At 52.5% G+C, this 24,229-nt stretch carries 20 protein-coding genes and 1 tRNA gene; 4 read left to right on the top strand and 17 right to left on the bottom strand.

Annotation, left to right across the window (positions count from 1 at the left end):
• Nucleotides 1-78 precede the first annotated feature (78 nt).
• The 3 genes from RID21_RS15460 to RID21_RS15450 form a co-directional block, all read right to left on the bottom strand.
• Nucleotides 79-3,957 (bottom strand): protein kinase domain-containing protein, encoded by a 3,879-nt coding sequence (locus RID21_RS15460; RefSeq protein ID WP_350190321.1) that lies wholly within the window; start codon nt 3,955-3,957, stop codon nt 79-81.
• Nucleotides 3,958-3,995: 38 nt separating this feature from the next.
• Nucleotides 3,996-4,862 carry a hypothetical protein gene (locus RID21_RS15455; protein WP_350190319.1) on the bottom strand — a complete coding sequence of 289 codons (867 nt, stop codon included), beginning with the start codon at nt 4,860-4,862 and terminating at the stop codon, nt 3,996-3,998.
• A 113-nt stretch (nt 4,863-4,975) separates the two neighbouring features.
• On the bottom strand, nt 4,976-5,548 hold the full coding sequence (locus RID21_RS15450) for a sigma-70 family RNA polymerase sigma factor (RefSeq protein WP_350190317.1): 573 nt from the start codon (nt 5,546-5,548) through the stop codon (nt 4,976-4,978).
• Nucleotides 5,549-5,739: 191 nt separating this feature from the next.
• On the opposite strand from RID21_RS15450, the gene RID21_RS15445 reads away from it, so the two are divergent.
• Entirely contained in the window at nt 5,740-6,417 is a 678-nt protein-coding gene (locus tag RID21_RS15445; protein ID WP_350190315.1) for a hypothetical protein, read from the top strand.
• Nucleotides 6,418-7,130: 713 nt separating this feature from the next.
• Here the strand turns inward: RID21_RS15445 and RID21_RS15440 are convergent.
• From RID21_RS15440 to RID21_RS15390, 11 genes are all read right to left on the bottom strand, one after another.
• A complete protein-coding gene (locus tag RID21_RS15440; protein ID WP_350190313.1) occupies nt 7,131-7,388 on the bottom strand; it encodes a DUF8617 domain-containing protein in 258 nt (85 codons plus the stop codon).
• A gap of 89 nt (nt 7,389-7,477) precedes the next feature.
• Nucleotides 7,478-7,843 carry a hypothetical protein gene (locus RID21_RS15435; protein WP_350190311.1) on the bottom strand — a complete coding sequence of 122 codons (366 nt, stop codon included), beginning with the start codon at nt 7,841-7,843 and terminating at the stop codon, nt 7,478-7,480.
• Between the two features lie 209 nt (nt 7,844-8,052).
• The gene (locus tag RID21_RS15430) at nt 8,053-8,565 is read right to left on the bottom strand and encodes a hypothetical protein (protein WP_350190309.1); all 513 of its coding nucleotides are present in this window, start codon (nt 8,563-8,565) and stop codon (nt 8,053-8,055) included.
• Between the two features lie 6 nt (nt 8,566-8,571).
• Complete coding sequence (locus RID21_RS15425; protein WP_197993943.1) at nt 8,572-8,979, bottom strand: DUF695 domain-containing protein; 408 nt, start codon at nt 8,977-8,979, stop codon at nt 8,572-8,574.
• 192 nt (nt 8,980-9,171) lie between these two features.
• Nucleotides 9,172-9,552 carry a hypothetical protein gene (locus RID21_RS15420; protein ID WP_350190307.1) on the bottom strand — a complete coding sequence of 127 codons (381 nt, stop codon included), beginning with the start codon at nt 9,550-9,552 and terminating at the stop codon, nt 9,172-9,174.
• A 30-nt stretch (nt 9,553-9,582) separates the two neighbouring features.
• The gene (locus RID21_RS15415) at nt 9,583-9,951 is read right to left on the bottom strand and encodes a VOC family protein (protein WP_350190305.1); all 369 of its coding nucleotides are present in this window, start codon (nt 9,949-9,951) and stop codon (nt 9,583-9,585) included.
• A gap of 62 nt (nt 9,952-10,013) precedes the next feature.
• Nucleotides 10,014-10,418 carry a hypothetical protein gene (locus RID21_RS15410; protein WP_350190303.1) on the bottom strand — a complete coding sequence of 135 codons (405 nt, stop codon included), beginning with the start codon at nt 10,416-10,418 and terminating at the stop codon, nt 10,014-10,016.
• A 496-nt stretch (nt 10,419-10,914) separates the two neighbouring features.
• A tRNA-Phe gene (locus RID21_RS15405) sits at nt 10,915-10,987 on the bottom strand.
• Between the two features lie 224 nt (nt 10,988-11,211).
• Entirely contained in the window at nt 11,212-12,573 is a 1,362-nt protein-coding gene (locus RID21_RS15400) for an HD-GYP domain-containing protein (protein WP_350190301.1), read from the bottom strand.
• Nucleotides 12,574-12,806: 233 nt separating this feature from the next.
• Nucleotides 12,807-14,060, bottom strand: a complete 1,254-nt coding sequence (locus RID21_RS15395; RefSeq protein ID WP_350190299.1) for a hypothetical protein — start codon at nt 14,058-14,060, stop codon at nt 12,807-12,809.
• 41 nt (nt 14,061-14,101) lie between these two features.
• Nucleotides 14,102-14,950, bottom strand: coding sequence for a sugar phosphate isomerase/epimerase family protein (locus tag RID21_RS15390; RefSeq protein WP_350190297.1), 849 nt, complete (start codon nt 14,948-14,950; stop codon nt 14,102-14,104).
• Nucleotides 14,951-15,237: 287 nt separating this feature from the next.
• Here RID21_RS15390 and RID21_RS15385 point away from each other — a divergent pair, with 287 nt between their 5' ends.
• Both RID21_RS15385 and RID21_RS15380 read left to right on the top strand, forming a co-directional pair.
• Entirely contained in the window at nt 15,238-15,705 is a 468-nt protein-coding gene (locus tag RID21_RS15385; protein ID WP_145184574.1) for a universal stress protein, read from the top strand.
• 86 nt (nt 15,706-15,791) lie between these two features.
• Complete coding sequence (locus tag RID21_RS15380; protein ID WP_350190295.1) at nt 15,792-17,399, top strand: SLC13 family permease; 1,608 nt, start codon at nt 15,792-15,794, stop codon at nt 17,397-17,399.
• 17 nt (nt 17,400-17,416) lie between these two features.
• Here the strand turns inward: RID21_RS15380 and RID21_RS15375 are convergent, their stop codons facing one another.
• Genes RID21_RS15375 through RID21_RS15365 form a run of 3 tightly spaced genes read right to left on the bottom strand, consistent with a single transcriptional unit; the run spans nt 17,417 to nt 21,699 of the window.
• Nucleotides 17,417-18,796, bottom strand: coding sequence for a tRNA modification GTPase (locus RID21_RS15375; protein WP_350190293.1), 1,380 nt, complete (start codon nt 18,794-18,796; stop codon nt 17,417-17,419).
• A 24-nt stretch (nt 18,797-18,820) separates the two neighbouring features.
• Entirely contained in the window at nt 18,821-20,950 is a 2,130-nt protein-coding gene (locus RID21_RS15370; RefSeq protein WP_350190291.1) for a YidC/Oxa1 family insertase periplasmic-domain containing protein, read from the bottom strand.
• A gap of 2 nt (nt 20,951-20,952) precedes the next feature.
• Entirely contained in the window at nt 20,953-21,699 is a 747-nt protein-coding gene (locus RID21_RS15365) for a metallophosphoesterase family protein (protein ID WP_155362530.1), read from the bottom strand.
• Nucleotides 21,700-22,749: 1,050 nt separating this feature from the next.
• Here RID21_RS15365 and RID21_RS15360 point away from each other — a divergent pair.
• Nucleotides 22,750-24,147 (top strand): sigma-54-dependent transcriptional regulator, encoded by a 1,398-nt coding sequence (locus RID21_RS15360; protein ID WP_350190289.1) that lies wholly within the window; start codon nt 22,750-22,752, stop codon nt 24,145-24,147.
• Nucleotides 24,148-24,229 lie beyond the last annotated feature (82 nt).

The raw sequence follows: 24,229 nt of genomic DNA, 5'->3' as shown, positions 1-24,229 counted from the left end.
CTCAGTCAACCCCACCAAAGTCATTGAAACTCAATAGCGATCCTGGAAGCATTTTGATCATCATGATGCTGCAGAATCTTATCGTTCCCCCACAAATCGCGGATAACACCAGTCAGCCCAGTCATTCCGCTGATCACCACAGTCATCAGTCAGCAACGTTATCTCCCTGGCCCCCTCAGGAATCGGCACATCGACTGGCAGAATTCCAGCGACAGGACTGCGGTATACTTCCCGTCCATCAATCTGCACCAGGAACCGAACCGAACGACTCCTGTATGCCGCTGCGACAGCGCGAAACCGTTTCGCTCCCTTAGGGATCTCATAGGAGAGCGACGTATTTGCATGCGCCCAGAGCATCTCCGTACAAACGGGTAAGGAATCGTAACCGGGTGGCTCAATTGTCAGCTCTTCAGATTTCGGTGGAGAGGAACCATCCTGGGCGATTTTCACTTTACCTGCAATCGGAGTGAGTTTCGAGAGTTTTGTGAAGTCCTCTGTCTCTGGGATGGTTCGCGTGGCACTGAGTGGTTCTTTGTAAAGCCGCGGTTTCAACCAGTACACAGGGCACGCAGCGATATGTTCCGCATTATCAGTCACACGTCCCACCGAAAGCATCATGGTAGAGCTGCCTTCTGGAATATCCAATAGAATTTTCTGTAAACGGGTGACCCCACTGCAGAATGCTTCTTTTCCATCGAACGCGACGCGGAAATTAACATAGCTCCCAAAATTGTATAAGCCGGTTGCCGATATACTTTTCGTTCCTGCTGGTATTTCCCATGTAATGGAACTGTTCTGATCGATAACCAGGTACTCTTCACAGCGTTCGAATTCTGGAGACACCAAAACCCGCCGCGGACCAGGATCCCATCCATATTCGGCCTTGCGGGGCTGCAGTTTCGTGAGTCGCCACACACGCGAAAAACCAGCATCGACACTGAGGGGAGCAGGCTCTTTTGCTACAACCGTCCCCTCACTCTCGGGAGGCATCCCCGGCTCTTCCCAGAGAATGCCACATTTCCCTTTTCTTGCCTGCAGAAACTTCTCAACTCCCTGGCTGGTAATCTTCGTTTCATGCGCCCCTACAAGCCCCAGTTTAGGACATGTCGCTAACTGGAGCAGACCAGCGTCAGTAATCTTCGTTCGTTCGATATGAATCTGCCCCAGTCTGGGAGTACCTGCCAGATGAGCAATCCCCTGATCCGTAATCCCCAGCCCAGTGACCATAATACAGCGTAATGATTTCCAGCTGGCACAATCTCGAAAAAAGGCCATGTCGGCATCCGAGACCCGGGTATAGCCGAAATAGAAATCGATGATGGCATCACAGTTTTCAAAAGCCTTTAAACCCGCGCCCGTCACCTGCGTACCCCAGAGATGAATTTCGTGCAGGTGCGTGTTCTCTTTCAAGTGCAGGATTCCCTTATCGCCGACATGGGTTGCATTCGAAAGATAGATCCCGCGCAGGTTCCTGGTTCCCCGAAACGCTTCCATGCCGGAATCGGTTACACGAGCGTTATCGATCAGTTTCGCATGTGTCAAACGAAAAGGTTCTGTGGGTAGCCTGTCGAGCGTCTTGATGCCATTACCATCTGTGAAAGCGGAGTCTTTGTTAATCCAGACCTGCCCACCCATAAAGAGGACATACTCCGCAGCGCGTCGGTCGGGGTCCTCTGAGCTCAGATCTGCCTGGGAGGGCATCGACTTTGAAACGGTTTTGTTTTTATCCGGCTCTTCCGGTCGGGGATTATACCACGGCAATGCCTGAGACAGTTTTCTAACTCCCACGTTCGTTACCTTGGTCCCCTTCAGAAACAGGTATTGGAGCTTCAGATTCTTCTCCAGGTGAGCCAAACCGGCATCAGTAACGTTAGTGTCTTCCAGATTCAATTGAATCAGTTGGGGCGCAGCAGACAGTATGGCAAGTGTACTGTCATCGGCTCCGGTATGGTTGAGCATGATCAGTTCGATTTTTTTTAAACTCTTGAATTGTTTCAATACCGCGAGGTCATCGGCTGTGAGACTGGTTTCCCCTAACCTGACATCACGGAGATCCGGAAATTGAGAGAGTTGTTCCAGACCAGTTTTATTGATGCTTGTTCTCCACAAATCAACCCACTGTAATTCCAGGTTTTTACTTAAATGAGCGAGCCCCACCTCAGTAAAGTTACGGGAACCGGAAAATACCACAGATCGCAGGTTCTCCGTCCCCTGGAATGCAGCCAGCCCAGAGTCATCAAGTTGAGCATTGTCAGTCAACTCAACGTGCGTAAGCCGAAAGGGAGTAGCTGGGAGTTCACTCAGTGTTGTGAAACTTTTCTTCTCTCCATGCCGGCTGAAATCGTTGAGTCGTACTTTTCCGCCAGTCGAGAGGACATATTCTGCTGCACGGCGATCCGGATCAACGGGCTTGCTCTCCTCTGTAAACTCAGGCGAAGGCTTATCAGCAGAGCTCGAGGCAACCGGGGCAGGTTGCTGGTCTATCTGGATCACTTTTCTGCCATCTCGTGAAACAGTTACCAGCTCCCTCTTCAGAACTTCTCCGTCTTTTGTAGCCTCGAACTGATACTGTCCCGGTTTCAGTCGAAGTTCTTCGACTCCAGCCCCCTTGATTACCAGTTCCTGTCCGTCGATGGAAACACTCACACCAGGATCTTCGACTTCAATCACCAGAGTCCCTTCGGGTGAGAAATAGCGGATTACAGTACTGTGCAAGCGGGTGATGCCGGTTGCTTCGGTAAAGCCAAAACTCGACAACAGCACGATCAGGATCGCCGCAGCCTGCATCCACGATAACCGACTCTGCCTCAGTTTTTTTGATTTTGCCGAAGTCGATTCATCCCTGGTTTGACGCATCGGCACTGCTGCTTCCGCCCCCCCGGCTAACCGCTCAGCAACATCCTCTGCAGACTGGAACCGATGATCGGGGTCTTTTTCGTGCAGTTGACGAATGATGGCGACCAGCCAGTCCGGCACTTCAGGAATGATTTCCTGGATACTCCGGGGCTCCTCGTCCACGACCCGCTTCAGCACAGCCAGAGTCGACGGGGCGCGGAAAGGAGGGCGTCCGGAACACATCACATATAAAACACTCCCCAGGCTGAACAGGTCACTCTTCCGGTCCAGCTTGAGCCCTTGAACCTGCTCGGGCGACATATACAGCGGCGTACCCGCGATGATACCGCTCTGAGACCGGCTCGCATCATCTGCAGCGCGTGCCAGACCAAAATCGGTAATTTTGACGCGTCCCGTTCCGGACTCGATCAGGATATTCCCCGGTTTAATATCCCGGTGAATTAATCCCTGCAGATGCGCTGCTTCAAGACCATCTGCGATCATCCGCCCATACTTCACGATGGTAGTCAGATCGAGCGGCCCATTGTCATCAATCATCTGTTGCAGTGTCTTACCGTCAATGTATTCCATCACCAGAAAGGGCAGGGGGGCTTCCTCGACCGCGTAAATATTAACGACATTCTCATGCCGTATGGCTGCGGTGGCCCGCGCCTCGCGCAAAAACCGCTTGCGGGCCGGAGAAGTCGCCGCCATGGCCGGGGTCATCACCTTGATAGCCACGATCCGGTGCAGGCGCTGGTCAAACGCCTTAAAGACGATACCACAGCCCCCTCGGCCAATCAGCTCCTGAATATCATAGTGCCCCAGTACTCCCAGTGATCCAGCTTCCGTCGCCGGCTGTAGAAATCCGATGTCGAGATCATCCAGTCCAGGCTGAGCCCCCGTATCTTCCCCCGGGACGCGTGTTGCTTCGCTCGACCGCCGCATCTGCTCCAGCACAGGGACACCGAGAAATTCGCCTGACTGTTCCGTCTCATTCAGCAAGGCAGCCACCTGTTCCCGTAACTGACGATCTTCGCCGCACACCTGATCGAGGTAAGCCGCCCGCTGCTGAAGATCTTCAATCTCCAGTGCGGCAATAAAGATTTCCTGTTCGTTCATATAAGACTTTTCTCAGAAGAAGTGAATCGCTTAAAATTCTAGTTTGCCCACTGACCATTTTTGAAGTGACGCCAGGGATAATAACCGTGTTTCAGTGAAACCCGGTCATGATATAATCGGAGTCGCGTGTCTGTTGTATTGTCTTTTAACTCGATGTAATCCGGCTTGCGGGCTACTTCAGTAAAGCGAACATGATTCTTGCCCCGATTTTTGACTTCCAGCCAGCTTTGATCCGCCTGGATTGTGAATATCCCGCCACCCCCGCGAACGTATCTGCGCCGCCCGTCAAATACGCAGGGAGACAGCTCATTATGGGCCTTCGTCTTCAGCAGGGATGCCTTCGCCTGATTTCCATTCCGTGCACACTCCGCGATTTCATGCTGGTAGGCTTTCTGCATCGCCGTCACCGCGACGACCATCTCTTTTTCGAAGTGAGTGGTATTGATGACCGAGGGTAAAACCCGTTTCTCCTTAAACCGTCTGCGTTGACGTTCAATCAAATCGGCAGCATGTGTATTCCCCTGTTTGATGGCAATTGCCTTCTGTTTGTCAAACAGTTCGTTGATCGCCTTCATGGCAGTCTCAACCCGCTCCTGAAACTCTTCCCGGGCAGCATCCAGCTCTGGCTTCCCCTGACCGGGCCCCGCTTTAGCCAGGATAATAATCACCTTACTCCGATTTTGACTTGGAAAATTAGCCCGTTGCACATGCCCCGACTTTTCACTTGAGGAGGGCAGGGTGGTAACCTGCGAATCGGCTTTACCGTTCTGCGTTTTGCCATTCCAGCGGGCCCCCGTCTTCGCTGCTTGACGGGGTATTTGTCTGAAATAATCGGCAGCCTGCAACGCCGTAACATTCAGAACCAGGAACAACAGACAGATCAGATTTCTGGTTTTCAAAGACACGATTCGACCTCATGCAACAGGGGGGAGTCTGTAAAACAGAACAAAGTGGATCCAAACGGCCCTCTTTGAACCTCGCTACCCCTCAGTGCGAAAACCAGCAGCAGAGGACGTCATCAAATCTCAGATTTTTCTGAATTTCTCCGCATTTCTCTCCGTAGCCAGGCTTTGGCATAGGCCCATAATCGATCAGCTGTGCGGGGGGAAACCCCCATCACCTCTGCAGCCTGACTTAATGTAAGACCAGAAAAATAAAGCAGTTGCACTAATTCCGTGGCCCGGGGATCTACTGTAGAGAGCCTGTCGAGGGCCTCGTCCAGCGCAATCAGATCTTCTACGGGCTCAGGCAATGTGGAAGGCAGCACCTCCTCCAGATCTAGACGAACTGCATTTCCACCACGCTTGAGACTGCGGCGGGCTCGTGCATTTTCAACCAGAATACGGCGAATCGCGATTGCGGCGGCCCCGAAAAAATGTCCTTCACCATTCCAATCCTCGTCATTCCCAATCAGCCGCAGATAAGCTTCATGGACGAGGGAAGTGGCCTGACGCGCATGTGCTGTCGGCTCATTCGCCAGATATCCTGCAGCCAGCTTACGGAGTTCGTCGTAGACTCGCGGCAGCATTTTTTCAGCTGACTCACGGTCTCCCGCCTGAACGGCACGCATCATTTCGGTGAATTCAGACATCGCAGACTCGAACTTTCAGATTGGGAGGTCATCCGGACTTTGCTATATGAGTGGAGGACAGGCACACCAGTCGTTTCAGACAACTCGCAATAGATTCTCGCTCCCAGGGTCCACACTCGACAACAGATCACCCCATGTTACAATACTGTCTCCTGATTCACAAACCTCAAATTCTTCGCTGCGGAGACATCATGCGGAACGCCAGACAGATCTCATTTCTGCTACTACTTATCTGTTTCACCGGATGCCAGGACCAGGAAAATGCGAACGTTCCAGGCCCCACACCACAACAGGAAGCCACCAACCAGGCAATCATGCAGGAGATCCAGAAACTGGAACAGGAATCGGCTAGCGCCGAACCGCCTCCCCCGGTATTTCCACTCCCGAACCTGCCCGACTGGAAACGTTCCGCTCCCCGGGCCTTGCCAGCCTCCGATCATGGCTTCTCAGTGGCCTACGATCACGCGGGTGGTATGACGGTAACCTTCTATCAGTTCACGCGCGGCCTGAAAGAGATTCCCGACAATCTCAACAGCGAGCCCGTTCAAAACGAAATGAAGCATGCTAAAGCCAGCATCGAACAGGCGGTCGAACTTGGACTCTGGAACTCGGCGACAGAAACCGATCACGGCACTGTCTCGCTGGGTGACTCACCACAAAAAGCACTCTGGTGCCGCTACCAGCTCGCCACCGACCAGGGTGAGGTCAACTCCGACACCTATGTCTGGTCCCATGCGAACACCTTCTTCAAACTCCGCTGTACCGGCCATGCCAAAAATCCACTGGACGATGTGAAGACACTCACGCCACTGTTGACCGCATTGGGCGATGCCTGCAGTGAGAAGCAGAAAGCCCCCACGGAGAAGTGAACTTCACACTGAAATACTGCATTCTAAAAAAATGCCCAGCCGCTCTCGTGACACTACCAACTCACAAAAAGAATGATTTACCCCACTGGAGCTGAATGGATTTCAAACCTACCTGTCATTGTCGCCTGGCTTACTCGGATGGCTACCCTGAGAGCCTTTCCTGCCTTTCGTATTAAGTGCAGCCGTCAGTGCCTCGACCGACTTTCCCCGTTTAACCACCATCTCTCTGGAGATTAGGATCATACAAAACGCAGTTAAGGCGAACGCACCTCCGATCCCCCCCAGACGTAGAATGACAGAGAACATTTGGAACAAGGCATCAATCCCCACCCCTCTTCGACCTATAAGCATGTTGGAGATCGAAACATAAATTGCATAAACTGTTATCACTGGCAGAATCATTGTCGCCACCAAAGACAAACAGGACGCCCATTCCCAGAATCTCCTGGATTTCTTCATCTGTGATAATCGCTCAGACCGGAATGCTGTCTGTTGTGCCTGTCTCATCAAGCTTTGTTTCTCTGGTTGTCGCCTACTGTTATTCATTGTCTTTCACCAACGGCAAAATCAGAATGTGTGGATTGAGCAGTTCAAATGTCTCATTCCGCAGAGGCCCTTTCCCTGTGAGCAGAAATCGATAGTTTTCTTTCCTACCCGCCGCGGAGAACTCGCTTATCGGTTTCGTCCTTCTCGGGCAGGTAACACTGCAACTGTCACTCCAGGTCATCAATATAAAGCCTGCCACAACTCGCGCATTGCCACATCCCTCGGACAGGCGAGCAGATCAGTTCTCTCATCTGCATACAGGCCGCTTCAAAGGAAAGCTTTCCCGCAGCCAGACGTTCCACAACCTGGACCTCCAGCGCATCAAACATCTCCAGCCAGTCCTGATCCGGTATTAAACGCCCCTTTTGAGGCAGATTGTCCGTTGAGTCAAATATCATCTCCCCGCAGTAGCAGCTAATCTTCACCAAAGCTCCTGTTGATCATGGTGGCCCATCCTTAATGCAGTTCAATTTCATTCTTCAGTTGAGTTTCGACTCGACTTCTGGCAGTCTGCTTACTCATTTTCAGCGGTCCCAGTTTCGTCAGCAACAAGCGTATCAAATCGCGGCCAGACAACCCGGTCGGCAAAACCGGCTTCATCGTTTTCACTGAACTGTTCCACGGGATCAAGCGAATCCGCCTGCACCCAGGCCACCACTACGAACTTCGTCTCTGGATTGAAACTGATCCGCAGCTGCTCAGCACTGTGAAACAGTTGCTCTCCCGTCTTGTGATAGATTCGCTCATAATGCCGCTGCGTCTCATCCTCTCGAGTACATTTCCATTTCCGTTCCGTCAGGGCATCATCCAGCAGCTTCCAGAAAGCAGCACCCTCGGCGGCCTCTGATCGATAGGTGAAGACAACGCAGTCAATATCCATGTTCGCATAATGACCAGTCACTTCTGCAGGTTTCACCAGAAACGAATCAAATGCATTTCTTATCTGCTCCTCCTCTGGCACATAATCCATCTTGATGATCTCACATCCGTAGAAACAGAGAGTGAGTAGTAATAAGAAAAACTGATTTAAGTTTCTGACAATCACGAATCACTCATCATCAGTAAGAAGAAACGTAGTCCATTCACCTGTCACTTCGGCTGCGCCGGCAGCGGCACATTCGCCTTTGCCAACACACGGTTGAATTCATCTCGCGGCGAATCGGTCAGGGCAAAGCCCTCGTTCAATTCCTCGCCTGTGTACCATCTTCCCTGATAACACTGGAAACAGACGGCATAATCCTGCTGCATACCCTGGTAGTTCACTCGAATCCCGTGCCGGGGCCAGAAACAGGCGGCGACCTCATTCCGATTCGCAGCCACACTCGCCTTCAACGATTCCAGCAACTTCAGTCGCGTCGCCTTGTCAGTGACTTCCACGCTCCCCAATACCTTCCAGCCATGAAACGTTTCGGGCTTCTCTGCATCTTGCTCCACTTCCGGATCGAGGGAGAATAACTCCCACTTTGGCGCCAGCCGCAACGCCGCTTCCGCCTCGGCAGGAAGTTTCGCTCCCGCAGGCGGCGCCGCCTCCTGGCAACTCCACAGCAGTAAGCACAGCCACAGTACTCCGGCTCGTGTCTGGAAAATTCCGCTCAGACTCATCGAAATTCACTCACCCACAAACGCATAATAGGAATCCCACCCCGGTTCTTCTTCTCCGACACACTGGACTTCATGTGAAGTGACTTCCGTCATCAGCCGCTTGTGGACGCCTGCGATATCAGTGTTAGGACGAACGTAGAAAATTACTTCACGCATACCCCCAGTGGTCAATACCAGTACCAATACGCCGTCACTACCCAGGTATTCTTCCATCAGCTCTTCGATCTCGCCCAGCTGTTCCATCTCTTCTTCCCCGGGCAGACCTTCTGATGAGGGCGTATGCAAGGGCAGGGCAAAGCCAACCTTGATCGGAAATTCGCCTTTCAAATGACCATCCTGGACGGACGTGTTAAAGCGTACAAACAGTGGGTGACCTTCCCACTCAGTCTGGCCCACGGCCCATTGATCTTCCATCGGCTCTACTTTCTCAGATACAGATCCATTTTCTAATGACAGGAAATCCCAGTGTCCTTTCATCGTACCTGTAAATGCGTTTCGTTCAAGTCGATTCCGGTACGATCCATTTTGCATGACGCATAAAGTCAATCTGGGGATCAGCAGCAGCACGGATAGCCACTTCAATCGGCACTGAAATCGGAAGATACTTTAATCGAAGAACACACTGCCCTCACGCACGAACTTGCAGTCTTCGAGGTCAAACGAAGTCTTGGGCTCAGTATCCCCGCCTTTCGGCAGTTGGATCGTCACTGGTTGATCGGTCACGGGAACCCGGCAAAGATAGACGGTATAGCCTCCTTCGACTTCGTGGGTGTACTCAAAGAGTAACTCCCCCTCTTCGTGTCCCAGCGTTTCCACAGTCACCGATCCCAGCGGGAAGCCATAACTGATTTTTCGCTTTGAATCGACGGCCGGATTGATCGTAATCACGCCGGAAGCTTCATCAAACGAGATCGCAGGCCCGGGAGAGGGAGTGCTTCCTGAGCATCCTGCGAGAAAAAGTAACAGTAGGCTGATTCGTCTTTTCATAACAAAGCCCGCTAACACAACTGAAACAACTCAATCCGTGTTTTCCGCGATCCGCCACAATACGCCGGAGGGGTCATACAGTACAAAATCCCGCATCCGCCACGGGCGTTGTTCCGTCTCGGTCACTGTCACGCCATACGTCTCGGCAATCTGCTGTTCCCGCACATGCGCACGCCAGTCGTCGACATTCTGGACCGAAAGATGCATCATGAAATTCTCAGCCAGCGATTTGACATAAAAGTTCTGCAACAGAAACGTGCAATTACCACAATGCAGATAGGCCAGTTCATCCGAAGACCAGGGAATCTGAAAACCGAGATCCGAGTAAAAGCGTTTGGAAAGTTCGAAATCCTTCGCAGGCACAAAGGCCTTCAGTTCGATAGTTTCCAGATTTCTCATGTCTTACCTCATAGAACGCTATGATAATTCCAGCAAGGGATCACTTAGCATCAAGTCGGGTACTAATCACTGTCATTTGAATTAACGATTTTGTTCACTGTAATTTCAGCGGGCCAGAGTGAAAAATGCCCGCAACCATCAAAGCCTTTTTCTGGAGCAGCCAGTCTACCTTCAACCCGTACATGACGGCCGTCAAACTGTTGTAACCATTGTTCGTTTCGCTTCATGGCTGCTAAATCGAAGTTTACCCAGATACTGGATTGATATGTGCCTACCTCATCTGAATGGCACTCAGATTTTGGGATGTGATTAATACATGTTCCTTCAAAATCTAACGACAATGCTCCCACCAGATTTACCATTTGACCATTCAGTTCGATTAGTCGATCCAGTGCGGCGTTTACCGAGATCGGGTTCAACATTACTATGGTCCCTCTTCCAATAAACCATGTTTTTTCATGGCTCACGCAGACCACAACCTGTCGACTACAAGAGTGACACTTGAATTCCCAACATTCAGGAAGCGGTGGCAGACAGTAAAAACAGGGACTGCCAGTTTCGATTATTTCGTTGACTTGAATATTGGAAAATGACTGCGCACAAAACTGGCAGTCTTGAGATGAAATCCACGCTTGCAGATCAGGTTTTAGAATCAGACAACCCCCATCAATAATTGTGATTCATCTAAAAAATGCTGTAGAAAATTAGTCCTGCCAACAACGTCGGCACAACCTGTATTAGCTCTACCCAGATATGATTAGCGAACTGAAATGCTTTGACGCCAGCAGCATCTAAACAAAAATATCGTAACAGAATCAGACCGTCCGTCAACAAAGAAGCTCTTGCACACAACCCCGGGATCAGGTTGTTCAGACCAGGCGAATCTGGTGAGGGCAGGGCGCAAAAAAAACGAGCGGGAATATCAAAAGACATTCCCGCTCGGCATCGTTTTCAGGTTAAAAGTGGGCACGGGCGGGATCGAACCGCCGACACCAGGATTTTCAGTCCTGTGCTCTACCAACTGAGCTACATGCCCTTCGTTTCCGCCTTGAAATCACAGGCGTTAACTCCCTGTGAATTCATCGCTTAATGGAAGCGAGATGGAAATATAAGCCATTCCGCGATCAGTTTCAAGCATAACCACCGTTTCTGATTCAGGAATCGTCAGTTTTCCCGGAGAAGTGGATCTGGCTCTGCAAATATCGACAGTTTCACGGCTTATGAGGTTCGGATTAGCAGCAATTTAACGGTCAGGGCAGCTTAAACCTGTCCGTAAAACAGTTCGGATGTCAGTTCGATCTCATCTTTTCCAGGGGTAGGCAGGGCCTGATCAATCTCCAACTCGCTCTGACGGAGATCAACAATGCAATTCGGATCCAGGGGATCGGCCTGTTTGCCGTCCGCGGTCTGGATAATCTGTACGATTGGACTCGTATAATTTTCCCCATTGCGGCGGATCACGCGGGCCGCACTTCCATCCGTCAGGGTGACGAAACTTCCCACCGGAAACAGCGAGAGTAGGTTCAACAGGGCTCGCATGGAGGAAGAATCGATCGTTTTCGTGTTAGTCATCCGCAGCATGTATTCCATGGCCGCATATGGCATCAGGGCAGGGCGGTCCTCCCGGGAACTGGTCAGTGATACATACCAATGCGCCACATTTAAGATCCGGGCGAACAGGTGAATCATATTCTGAGTCCGTTGACGAGGATACCCGGCTCCATTTGGCTGTTCGTGTACCTGGTAACAGACGACCGGCACAATACTCGGAATCCCGGCCACATCTTCCAGCATTTCCAGAGAAAAGATGGGATGCTTCTGCAATTCCATCCGCTCCAGCGGATCGAGCTTGCGACGCCATTTACCGATTTTGGCCTGCACCTTGACCATGCCCCAGTCGTGCACCAATCCACACAGACCGATGTTTCTTACGTTGGTTTCATCCAGATTCAGTTCGGCACCAATCGCCATGCCTAACAGCGACATCTGTAAACAATGCTGCGACAGGGTTTCGTCTTTGCCCGCCTCTGTTGCTACGGAAATCACGCTGTCCGCGTCAGCTGTCAGCTGTGTCAGATAACTGGCCGCCATGCTGGTGATCTGCGAACCGCTGGGAGTCGTCCCACTCAGGGCGCCGCGCATCATTCCATCCAGTGATTCACCGAACTTTTTCTGCTGCTCGAACAGATGTTCGCGATGCTTCTGGTCATACCCTTTACAGCCATGCACCACCATCGAATCGCGGAGTGCCGGTCCGGTATTGGCAACAAACATGGACCCTGATTCGATTAACCGGTCCAGTTTTTCTGTCAACTCAGTAGAAAAGATCCCCTGGCTGGCACCGTCGACCAGCGGATTTCCCGCCAGTGTATTCAGGCTCACTGTAGCAGCATCGTCGCCGTGCAGTTCCACATGGTTCTGTTTCCGCTCGCGCAGCAAATCTTTGAAACGTGAAGTAATCACGGAACCTTCAGCCAGCAGGAGCACACCATTCGCGTCATGGATCGGATTTTGAATCGTGCGTCCCACGATCAGATCTTCTACACGAATCGCAACGGTCTCCTGTTTTCCCGCTGCATCACTGTGAGTGAGTTCTGGTTTTTCCTGAATTTCTGCAATCATAATCGGAACCTGAGCAAACCATAAAGAAGTACTGATGTAATCCGACAGCTTTAAGCGTCAGTGTGAGCTGCCGGCTACACCATGGTTCTCCTGAGTAGAGACTTATTTTAACTCTAGGTCAGAATTCTGCTCCCTCACCTGAGGAGGGATATCCGTGGTAAAAATCTCATTCAGGTTCTGACGGTTATAACAGTCACGCTGTCTCGCCAGAAATCACCTAAGGGTTTTACCTGCTAACAGATAGGCAAAACAGGCGTGAGCAGGCTTTCGAGTTGCTGCAGCACCTCTGCTTCACTGGGCTGAGGCGTGGGAATCAGTGCACGTAATGGAAGCGGCGTTCCGTCAAAACGGTAGAGGGAACCGGCTGAATGAATGCCGGAGATCCCTGTCGGGATAAAGACTTCCGGCTCAAGGTCACTCAGAGGTGCAGGGCCGACATAAATCAGTGGAGTCTGTTGCAACTGCTGCAGGGCCAGCTCCGAAAGTCCCGTCAAAGGTGCATCACCAATCAGCAGACAGACATCGGCTTCTCCCTGCTCCAGCATGCGGACTGTCGCATATTCACAGGGAGAAAAACGGGGATACCCGACCGCAAAATTCACCGCCGCCGCGTAACCTGTCTGCCAGGCCAGCACCGGTTCGGCCCCTTTCGCAGCCCCCGAAGCAGGAACATTGATGGTATGACAGCGACGTTCAGACTGAATCTCCCGGGCCAGTAGTGAAAGTGCTTCCAACTTACGATGGAACAGGCGATCTTCAGAGACAGCAGGTCCGAAAAAAATCACAATATAGCGACTCTGCCGAATCAGCGCTGCCAGTGATTCCAGTTCTCCGGCTGACAGACCTGGGGAGACCTCCCCATTCAGCTCAATCCCTCTGAGCAGTGCCCGCAACCGCCAGAGGGTTTCAAATTCCCCCTCAACAGGAACACTGAGTTTAAGATCAACCTCAGCACTTTCATCTGACACGGAAGAACCAACAGTGACGATTTTCCGCGAAACCGGTTCGGCCCCGGGTTTCAGGCTCTGCTGGTGATGGGGATTCGTCCGTAGACTCTCCGCGTTCCAGTAGATAATCAGATCCGCACGACTACGCACTTCTCCCAGTGTGCAGGAGGCTTCTCCAACCTGCTGCAGTGCTCGCGTGGAGGCTGAGGCACCGCTGTCGATCGTGGCTCCGATTCGATCCGCCAGACTGATGGCAGCCCGTTGCGCTTCGGTCGCGGATTGTCCCATGCCGAACAGCAGAGGAGAGGTCGCATTTTGAATCAGCTCTGCAGCGCAGGTCAACGCAGCTTCGTGAGACTTTACAGCGCCACTGATCAGGGGCTGTAACTGATTCGTCTGGCGGGAGCGCGCAAACCACGCCTGCCCCTGGGGGCAGGTGGTCTGCACGTCAAGTATCTGTTGGCCGTCTGTTGTGACCTCGATGTCATCGCAGACGCAACAACATCCGGCACAGGTCACATCTTCAAACACGTTCTTCACAGACAGTCTCCGCCAGCAGTTTCAGGGGAAACAGGCAGCATTCAGGCCAGCTGTTCTTTCAGCTCTTCCAGCAGTTTGACCGCCTTACCAATATCGGCTTTCTGCTGATCCCGCTGTTCGGGAATTTCCCGTTCGATTGTCAGGGGACCGGTGTAGCCGATTTCATTCAGCGTTCGCAGATAGGTTCCCATGCCAACATCACCTTCACCCAGAGGCACTTCTGCCCCCCAGGCGACACCGCGATCGGCTTCCGGTGCCCAGGTCGCATCTTTACAGTGAACGCTGGCGACCAGGTGCCCCACCCGTTTCAGGGCAGCGATGGGATCCCCCGTCCCGTACAGAATCATATTTGCGGGATCGAAATTGATTTTGAGGTTATCACGTGCGACATCGCCAATGAAATCGAGCAGATGATCGGCACTTTCCTGTCCGGTTTCCAGGTTCAGTGTCTGGCCATTGACTTTGACATGATCCAGCAGTTCCTGGGTCACTTTGACCAGATCGAGATAGTCAGCCGACTCGCGGTCTTCCGGGACAAAACCGATGTGCAGAGCGACGGCATCACAGCCCAGCATCCGGGCGAAATCGGAGATCCCTTTCATCTCTTCCACGCGGGCAGCCCGGGTTTGCAGTGGAACCAGGCCTACAGTCTTCTTCGTGGTTTCGATGTCTGCATAGCTTTCACCTTCAAAGCCACCGAAGACACACGTCAGCTCAATGCCGGCAGCATTGCATTTCTTCATGAATTCGTCGGCGAGTTCTTTCGACCGGGTCTCCGCATGCGGTGCGTGAATCTGAATCGTGGGGATTCCTAATTCCTGGACGACATCGAAGTGTACCCCCAGTCCCGCGTCGACGGATGCGAATACACCAATAGGCCATTTTTCCATTCTTCTGCCTCCCCGATTGATTGTTTCTCTAGGTCTCAAATTGTTCGGTTTTCATTACAAAACAGGCCCCCGCCTCTCGGGAGCCTCAACTCATCATAAGGAGATCATCCCGGTTTCACAAACCACGACCTCGGTTTCTTAACAAAAAAAAGAAACACTTTTTCGAATGTCGTTTCCCACTTCCCCCGTCTATTGTTTCCGGCACAACTCCCCTTATAATGGAGCCTGCTTGCAATGATTGCCCCTAGAATAATTTAGTCGGCCCGGCCACTGAAAGGATACCGCTCATGATTGAAATCAACAAAATCCTCATCCCCACAGACTTCAGTGAACCCTCTCAGGCCGCTACTCAATACGCTGTCGAACTGGCACGGAAATTCGATGCCCAGCTGCATCTGCTGAACGTGATTGAAGACCCCATTGTCTACATGCCCATGTTTGAAAGCTATGCACTTCCGCCCAAGGAAGACTTCGAAAACTTCGCCAAAACCCGACTCGAAAACTGGATTCTGGACGAAGATAAAGAGGGGCTCGACCTGGTCACTCACTGGGTTCACGGCAACCCGTTTGTCGACATTCTGAAGTACGCGAAAAAAGAAGACATTGACGTCATTGTCGTCGGTACTCACGGGCGCTCCTTCACAGCGCACCTCCTGCTCGGAAGTGTAGCAGAGAAGGTCGTGCGGAAAGCTCCCTGTCCGGTACTGACCGTCCGCCCCAAAGGACACCAGTTCATTCATCCGGCACAGGACTAATCCTGATTCGGCACGCTGATTTAACCTGTTGACAGTGCCTGCTCCCTGGGGAGCGCGCCTGCTGATAACTCAGGGATACTCTCTTCGTGATTGGCGACGCATCACACACTTCAGAAAGCCGGATTCCCTTCTACGGTAAACTTTTCAGCCTGATCGCGTTTGTGATTATTCTGAATCTGCCGACACCGGACGACATGACCTCCGCTGCGCAGCGTCTGGCAGCGGTAACCGCGCTGATGGCAATCCTCTGGATGACGCAGGCACTGCCCATTGCCGTCACCAGCCTGGTTCCGTTGTTTGCCTTTCCCCTGTTCGGTATCCAGAACCCGGCGACGGTCAGTCAGGCTTATATTAATCAGAATATCTTTCTGTATATGGGTGGATTCATTATCGCATTGGGTATCGAAAAATGGGGCGTTCATCGACGGATTGCCCTGCATACAATTAATGTCGTCGGATCGAGCCCCCGCCGGGTGGTGCTGGGGTTCCTGTTCGCGACCGGCTTCCTTTCGATGTGGATCAGTAATACCGCCTCGACGCTGCTTATGCTCCCTATCGGCATGGCGATCATCGGTTCCATGTCCGAACTCTCACTGTTCGATTCTGATGTCGATTCTTCAAAAGCGATTCGCCACTTCTCAGTCGCGCTGCTGCTGGGCATCGCATATTCCGCCAGCATCGGCGGTGTCACCACGCTGATCGGCACGCCCACCAATATCGCCTTTCAGCAGATCTGGCTCGCTCAGTTTCCACAAGGTCCACAACTCTCGGCAGGGGAGTGGATGATCATGGTTGTCCCGTTCGGGGTGACCTTTATTATGATCACCTGGCTGGTTCTCTGCTGGAGAATGCCATCACTTTCCAGTTCAAAAACATCTTCCCGCAATATTATGCAGGAACAGATTCAGAATCTGGGACAGCCCACCCGCGCGGAAGTCCTGATGCTGTTCGTCTTCGCCACCACCGCTATCCTCTGGGTAACACGAAAACCATTGATCTTTGGTGAATGGGAGCTGCTGGCCGGCTGGGAACAGTTACCGATTCACTTCCTCAAGAAATGGGGCATCCCCGCGGACCAGGCTTCAAGCTGGGTCCACGATTCGACGGTCGCCATGGGAATGGCGATTCTGATGTTTGCCATTCCTGCCCGGAAATCCGAAACAGGACAAACTGAATATCTCATGGACTGGGAAACCGCAGAGCGTTTGCCCTGGGGAGTCCTGCTGCTGATTGGTGGCGGCTTCGCCATCGCGGGCGCTTTCAAATCGACCGAACTCTCCGACTGGGTAGGCCATGTCTTTTCGCAGGTAATCGCCGGCTGGCCCGCCTGGGCTCTGGTTCTGGCCGCCTGCCTGATGCTGACCTTCCTGACCGAATTCACATCGAACATCGCAACCGTGAATACGGTGCTGCCGATCCTGGCTGCTACCGCGGTCAGTCTGGAAATTGACCCTCGGTTGATCATGATTCCCGCAGCGATCTCCGCCAGTTGCGCGTTTACCATGCCGATCGCTACACCCCCGAATGCGATTGTCTTTGCTTCGGGAAAAATCAAGATGTCCGACATGCTGACTTACGGCATCATCCTGAATCTGATCGGCGTATTCCTGCTCACGGCCTTCATGTTCTTCTACTTCATTCCGCAGATGGGGATTGAGACGGGAACTGTGCCGGACTGGCTTCACGCTCGCTGAACGTCTGATGCGACTATTTATTTACCGATGCAGAACTTGCTGAAGATACGATCGAGGATATCGTCGGTGTAAACCTGGCCGACGATCTGCCCCAGATGCTGCAGGGCTTCGCGTATTTCGATCGCCACCAGTTCTTCTCCCAGCTGAAGTTCAGCAGCCTCTTCCGCAGCCCCCAAAGATTCCCCCGCCGCTCGCAGACTTTCCCGACACCGTGACGCAGTGGAACCGATCAGATGCCTCCCCCCGCGATGCGTCTCAGACAGCCGTTCCAGAATCTGATCCTGCAGAGCTTTCAAACCAGTTCCCTCCGCAACACTGATTTCCAGGTCAGCCTTTATGGAGTGAGACTCCAGTGGAGCAGGGGAGAGATCACTTTTCGTTCTCACTGTCAGAACATTGCGCACGGCTGCCAACAGATCGCGCTGACTGCGGTCCTCGGCGCTCATTTCAGGCGTCAAATCAGCGGCCGTGCACCAGACTACCAGATCCGCCTGCTGGGTCTGTGCCTGACGAAAGTTCTGAGCACTGACTGAAATTTCATGGGCTCCCGTTTCCAGGCCGGCGGTATCAATCAAGTGGATGCTCTGACCTTTCCAGTTAAGAGGCGTCACCAGGTAATCGCGGGTCGTACCAGCGACGTCTGACACGAGCGCGGCTTCGGCATCCCCGACCAGCGCGTTATACAGTGTGCTTTTCCCTGCATTAGGCAGCCCCGCCAGCACCAGCGACAGACTGCCCGTCGACTCCATCCGCTGTGCCGAGTCGGCATACAGCTGCTCGCAGAACTCGCGAATCCCCTGCAGTCGAGAGACCAGTGTCATGCGGTCAATGAATTCAATATCTTCCTCGACAAAATCGAGCCCCGCTTCCAGTTCGGCCAGCAGTTCCAGCAGCTCAATACGTGCCCGTCCGATCCGGGTCGAGACACCACCTGCCAGCTGACTGAGCGCCAGGTTCAGCTCTTCGTGATCGTGAGCATCGATGACTCCCAGTACCGCTTCGGCCTGCATCAGGTCGACGCGTCCTGCCAGAAAGGCCCGCAAGGTGAATTCTCCGGGCCGCGCCATGCGGGCACCGCGGGAAGCGATCTGCTCGATGGCGGCTTCCAGCAGAGGGGGAGAACTGACGGTATGAAATTCCGCCAGCGGCTGACCGGTGAAGCTCCGCGCCGTCGGCCAGTAATAGAGTGCCCCGGGCAGGCGGGTTTCAGAACCCGCCAGTTGCAATGTTCCCGGATACCGCTGCGAGCGCATACTCTGCTGCCAGTCCGTTTCCGCTTCAAAACAGGCTGACAGACAGGGCAGAATCTCACGACCACTGATGCGAATCAGGCCGGCTGCGCCTGCTCCGGGAGCAGACGCCAGTGCAACAATCGTATCGTCAAACTGCAGGTTCATGTCGCGTCTCTCAGGACGTGCTGACTATCGACGTTTCTTGGACTTCTTCCCGTTGCCTTTGTCGCGGGGATTCTGATCGCGCTGTTTTTCATTCAGCGCTGCCTGGGTCTGAGCCTGGTCGGCAATCTCCTGCAAGCGGGCAAACCAGCCTTTTTTCGCAGGCTGTTCATCCTCTTTGTCCGTCTTCTTGTTCTTGTTCGGCGAAGACTTCTTCGTCTCAGCTGTAACTTCGATCACATTCGGATCGGCACTGGTTGCAGGATGACGTTTGGCCTGGAAATCCAGCAGCTTCCGCTCACAGATCCCCCACAAACTGGATGCGATGAAGTACACACACAAACCGGCCGGCACACGGTAGAACAGGAAGCCCATCGCGATCATCATGTAGTTCATGATCTTGTGCTGCAGTTCCTGGTCTTTGTCAGTCGGGGGCGGCATGAACAGCTTTTGCTGTACCACAAACAGCCCCACTGTGATCAATGGCAGCAGGTTGAAGTTATCTCCCAGTACCGGCAGATTGAACGGCAGCTTGAACAGGGCATCCGGAGCAGCCAGGTTGTCGATCCAGAGGAACGGGGTTCCCCGCAACTGGACGGCGTTGTTCAACGCGGTATAAAGACCAAAGAAAATCGGCAGCTGCAGGAAGATCGGCAGACAGCCAGCCAGCGGGTTGTAGTTGTTCTTGCTGAACAACTCCATCTGCGCCCGGCCCAGTTTCTCGCGATCATCGCCATATTTCTTTTTCAGCTCGGCGATCTGCGGTTGCAGCTCTTTCATCTTCTGAGCACCTACGGCCTGCTTACGCGACAGGGGATACAGACTTCCCCGCACGATCACAGTCAGGCAGACGATGGCGATCCCGTAAGACAACCCAATGCTGTGCAATGTCGTCAGCAGCCACAACATCAGTTTGGCTACCGGACCGAAGAAGCCGAAATCCATGATCTCGGTCGCCTTCAACGGCGGTCCGAGCAACGATTCCCGTTTGGGGCCGGCATACAGAGCATAGCTGTGCTCGGTCTCACCGCCGGCGGGCAGTTCGATTTCATCAGAATTGATTTTGACCGTGATGCGGCTCTGCTCTTCGGTCTTCACATTCTGCTGGATGAGCACCGGCTCGACACTCGCAGAATAATTGGACTGCATCTCACCGTTGACCAGTTCCGGCTTATAGTTCTTGCCATCTGGAGTAAGCAGGGCAGCAAAATATTGCACGTCCACACCGGCGAACTGAAAAGCCCGTGTGTATTTCTCGACATTCTGTTCCTGAATTTCTTCGATAATGTCTGCAGCGTATAAGGTCGTGGTGTCGACACTCATATCGTCCTGCAGGAATCCGATGCGAACATCGCGGAACTTACGAGTATTGTCTGCGTTCTCCAGCGGAATTCCCACGGGACCCAGCAGCTGATAATCCAGCACCTGCCCTTGTGAGCTTTCGTTAATCAGTTTGAGATCGAAGTGAATCAGGTAACCGGCCTGCTGGGTATTGCGGAACTCGCGAAAGTCTTCTCCCTCAGGTAACGGGTATTTTTTCAGGCTGAATACCTTCTGAACTTCGATACTTCCATCCGGAGCCGTCAGACCCAGGCGGACCGAATGAATGATTCCGTCGGCATCTTTAACTTCTTCCAGCACCTTCCAGTCAGCGCGACGGGTATTGGTGAGGAAGGGGGCCAGTTTCTGGTCCAGCTGCTTCATCTCGATCTGTAAAGACCGCGAAACCTCTTTGGCACCACTGAATTCCCCCAGGATCTGCAACTGTTTCTTGTTATCGTCCAGGTCTCTGTAGAGTGGATCGTTCAAAGAGGCTTCCAGGACAGCAGCCCCCTGAGTCGTGATTTTCGCCTGCAGAAAGTAGCCTGAGTCCGGGTCCAGTGAACCGAGTACGATTGTCCGATTGGGATTGCGGGCAAAACCGGCTTTCTGTTCTGCCGGCTGTTCGGGCAACGGCTTGACTTCGCCGTGAGTCGATGGTTTTTTCGCCACCAGCGGCAGATCGGGATCCTGCTCATCCTGCGCAGGCGCGTTCTCAGCCTGCTGTTCTGCGACAACCTGAGGACGGGGAGCAATGCGGGGGAATATGAACATCTGCCAGAAAAAGATGACTGTGGCAGACAGTACTACAAAGAGTAAAAGTCGTTTTTGTTCCATGATTATCGACCGTCACGCAGACGATCGCCCAAAAAGTTATCTAAATCAGGAATGTCGTAAATCTTCTCGGCGGTCGTGTTGAAATCGTATTCAACCCGGCAGAAGGTCACCTTCTCATCATCGATAATGACATAGGAAGAGCGGCTATCCGCATCGCGGGGCTGTCCCACCGAACCGACATTCACCAGAAACTTTTCCTCGCCGAATGAGTAAACGTAATCAATCTCATCTGGAGCAAGGAAATTCATGCTTTCTGTGAAAATGCCGGGAATATGAGTGTGTCCCTGGAAGCAGTACTGGTCGACCAGACCAAAAATACGTTCCATTTTGCGCTGGTTGTAAATGTCTTCCGGGAAGACGTATTCGTTTAACGGGTTGCGGGCGGAACCATGCACGAACAGCAACTTGTCCTCGCGAATCATCCGCGGCAGTTCGCCCAGAAAATCCCAGCGATCCTGGTTTTTATTCGCATCACCGGTCTCCAGCATCTTCCGAGTCCAGAAGATGGCGCGTTCGGCACCGGCATTGAAGCCCTCCGGATCAAACAAGGCTGCCTGGTCGTGGTTCCCCAGCAGAGACTTCTTGCATCGTTGTCTGACCAGATCGATGCATTCCCGTGGATTGGGTCCATATCCGATGATATCACCCAGGCAATAAATCTCGCTGATCTCACGACGATCAATGTCAGCCAGGACAGCTTCCAGCGCCTCGAGATTACCGTGAATATCACTAATTATCGCTCTTAACAACGGACAACTCCCACTTTGTTTGACCGGGAATACCAGTTCGAAAGACTATCCAGGCAGGTCGCTTTTTACGGAGCATGACCACCCGAAGTTCTCATCAGAAATAAACTGCGACGGGTCAGATCTGTCAAAACAGACATGAATGCATTCCCACAATGAAACACCGCCACAGCACCGCGAAAGAAAAGCAGCGGTAACATGCAACGGGACACTGAGTCTGACCGGGTCTGACAAAAGATCACTACAGCTCTGAGAGACCGTCCAAAATCTTTCCACCAAAGTCCCAATAGTAGCAGTACAGGGGCACCATCTCAAGGCTCTGTTTACAGTTATCATTCGTTACCTGTCAGTAAATCTTCTGATTTCATCTCTGCTTAATGCCTTCAAAAAACAACATTGCCTCATTCATGACTGAAAAACACACCAAAACTCTCCCAGATCGCCAAAATCGGTGATGATTTCTCTCTCCAGATTGAGTCAAAACATAGGAAATCCGGATAAAGCTGGCTAAATGGCGTTTCAAATAGCGAAATCAGGGGTTGTGCCGCCTTTCAGGCCTGAAGCAGTTCTGCGGGGCGATTGAGCCACTACACCACTGTGCGAGATCCACTGCGATCCCTGCAAGCGGCAATTTCCAACCTTCGTTGACCTCAAGGAGTGATCACAATAACAGTTCTATGAACCTCAAAGATGCAAGCGAGGAACAGCTGCTTCCCAAAATCAACAGCCGCGCTGCTCACGATGTTGCCTGCAGGAAACTGTGGTCTATGTTTTGGTACCCCTTCATCATGATTGTCTCCCAGTTTTCAACTCGGGTCGCACAGTTCGCCAGGATTGCGGACAAGAAGCCTGAATTGAAATCCGGTCTCTTCACATGCTCCCTGGAGCAGGTGAGCGGTGCCAGAATTCTGCGCTGTCGAACCGTCTGGACGGTTGCTGACAGAGCCTGACACTGGTTCCAGTGAGATCCAACATCACAATTAATTTTAGTTCATCAAATCGGTTGTACGACGATTACAACGCTACAAGCACCTTTTGGCGAGACATAAATCAATGAAGACAAATTCAGGCTCATTACTGGTAGTTGATGACGACCAACACATTCTGGAAGCCATGGCAGACTACTTGCGTAGTCTGGGGCACCGTACAGAGACCTCTCTGACCTGCCTCGATGCCATCGAGCGATTGAAAGAATTTCCTTTTGAAATCGTCATCTGTGATGTCAACCTGCCAGATCAGGATGGATTCCATCTGCTGGAATGGGTTGAGCAGAACGCCCCCGACACCGCCGTGATTATGCTCACCGGATACGGCACGATCGAAAGTGCGGTGGAAGCAATCCGCCTCGGGGCCTTTGAATATCTCACGAAGCCGGTCATTGATGAAGAACTCAGTCTGACCATTGAACGCTGCCTCGATCAGAGACAAGTGGTCGAAGAAAACAAATCACTTAAAAAACAACTCGATCAGCGCTATGGCCTGTCTAACATCGTCGGGCAGGACTACAAAATGCAGAAGATGTTTGATCTGATCGAAAGCGTCGCCGACACGCGTACCACTGTTCTGATTCTGGGAGAGAACGGAACCGGTAAGACAATGACGGCCCGTGCCATTCATCAGTTGAGCGATCGTGCCAACAAACCATTCGTCGAAGTCGCCTGTGGGGCACTGCCCGACACACTGCTCGAAAGCGAATTGTTCGGACACAAAGCCGGTTCGTTTACCGGAGCGACTCACGACAAAATTGGTAAGTTCCTCCAGGCAGACGGAGGCACGCTCTTCCTTGATGAAATCGCGACTTCTTCTCCCAGCCTGCAGGTCAAACTGCTGCGTGTTCTGCAAGACCGCGAGTTTGAAGCCGTGGGTGATACCAAAACACACTCAGTCGACATCCGCCTGATTCTGGCCACCAACCAGGATCTGGAAGAGATGGTGGCGAAGGGGGAGTTTCGGCAGGACCTCTACTACCGCATCAACGTCATCACCCTCACTCAGCCGGCATTGCGAGAACGCATGAGCGACATCCCGCTGCTGGTGGAACATTATCTCAGAGTTTACAACGAACAGATCGGGAAATCGATCAAAGGTTTCGATCCTTCCGCCATGCAGGCCCTGCTGAAATATTCCTGGCCGGGTAACGTGCGGGAACTGATCAACGTCATCGAACGCTCTGTGGTCCTCTCCAAAGGGGAGTACATCCGCGTACACGATCTGCCCGAGCAGATTCGTCAGGAACAGTCCTATTCGCTCTCTACAGAGACCAGCAGCGGCGGACGCAGTTCACTGAAAAATGCCCTCGCCAATCCCGAGCGACAGATCATCATCGAAGCACTGGAAGCCAACGGCTGGAACCGACAGAACACGTCCAAAGCCCTGGGTATCAACCGAACTACGCTTTATAAGAAGATGAAAAAATACGAGATCGACTTCGAAAAACAGTTGATGCACTAAGCACGCACGAACTGCAAATCAACTGAAACTATACTGGTTCTTCTGAATCTCCTGAACCAGAAAGCACGCCTCACTGGCGTGC

Source organism: Gimesia sp., assembly GCF_040219335.1.
Taxonomy (GTDB): domain Bacteria; phylum Planctomycetota; class Planctomycetia; order Planctomycetales; family Planctomycetaceae; genus Gimesia.
This window is presented reverse-complemented; position numbering and strand designations above follow the sequence as displayed.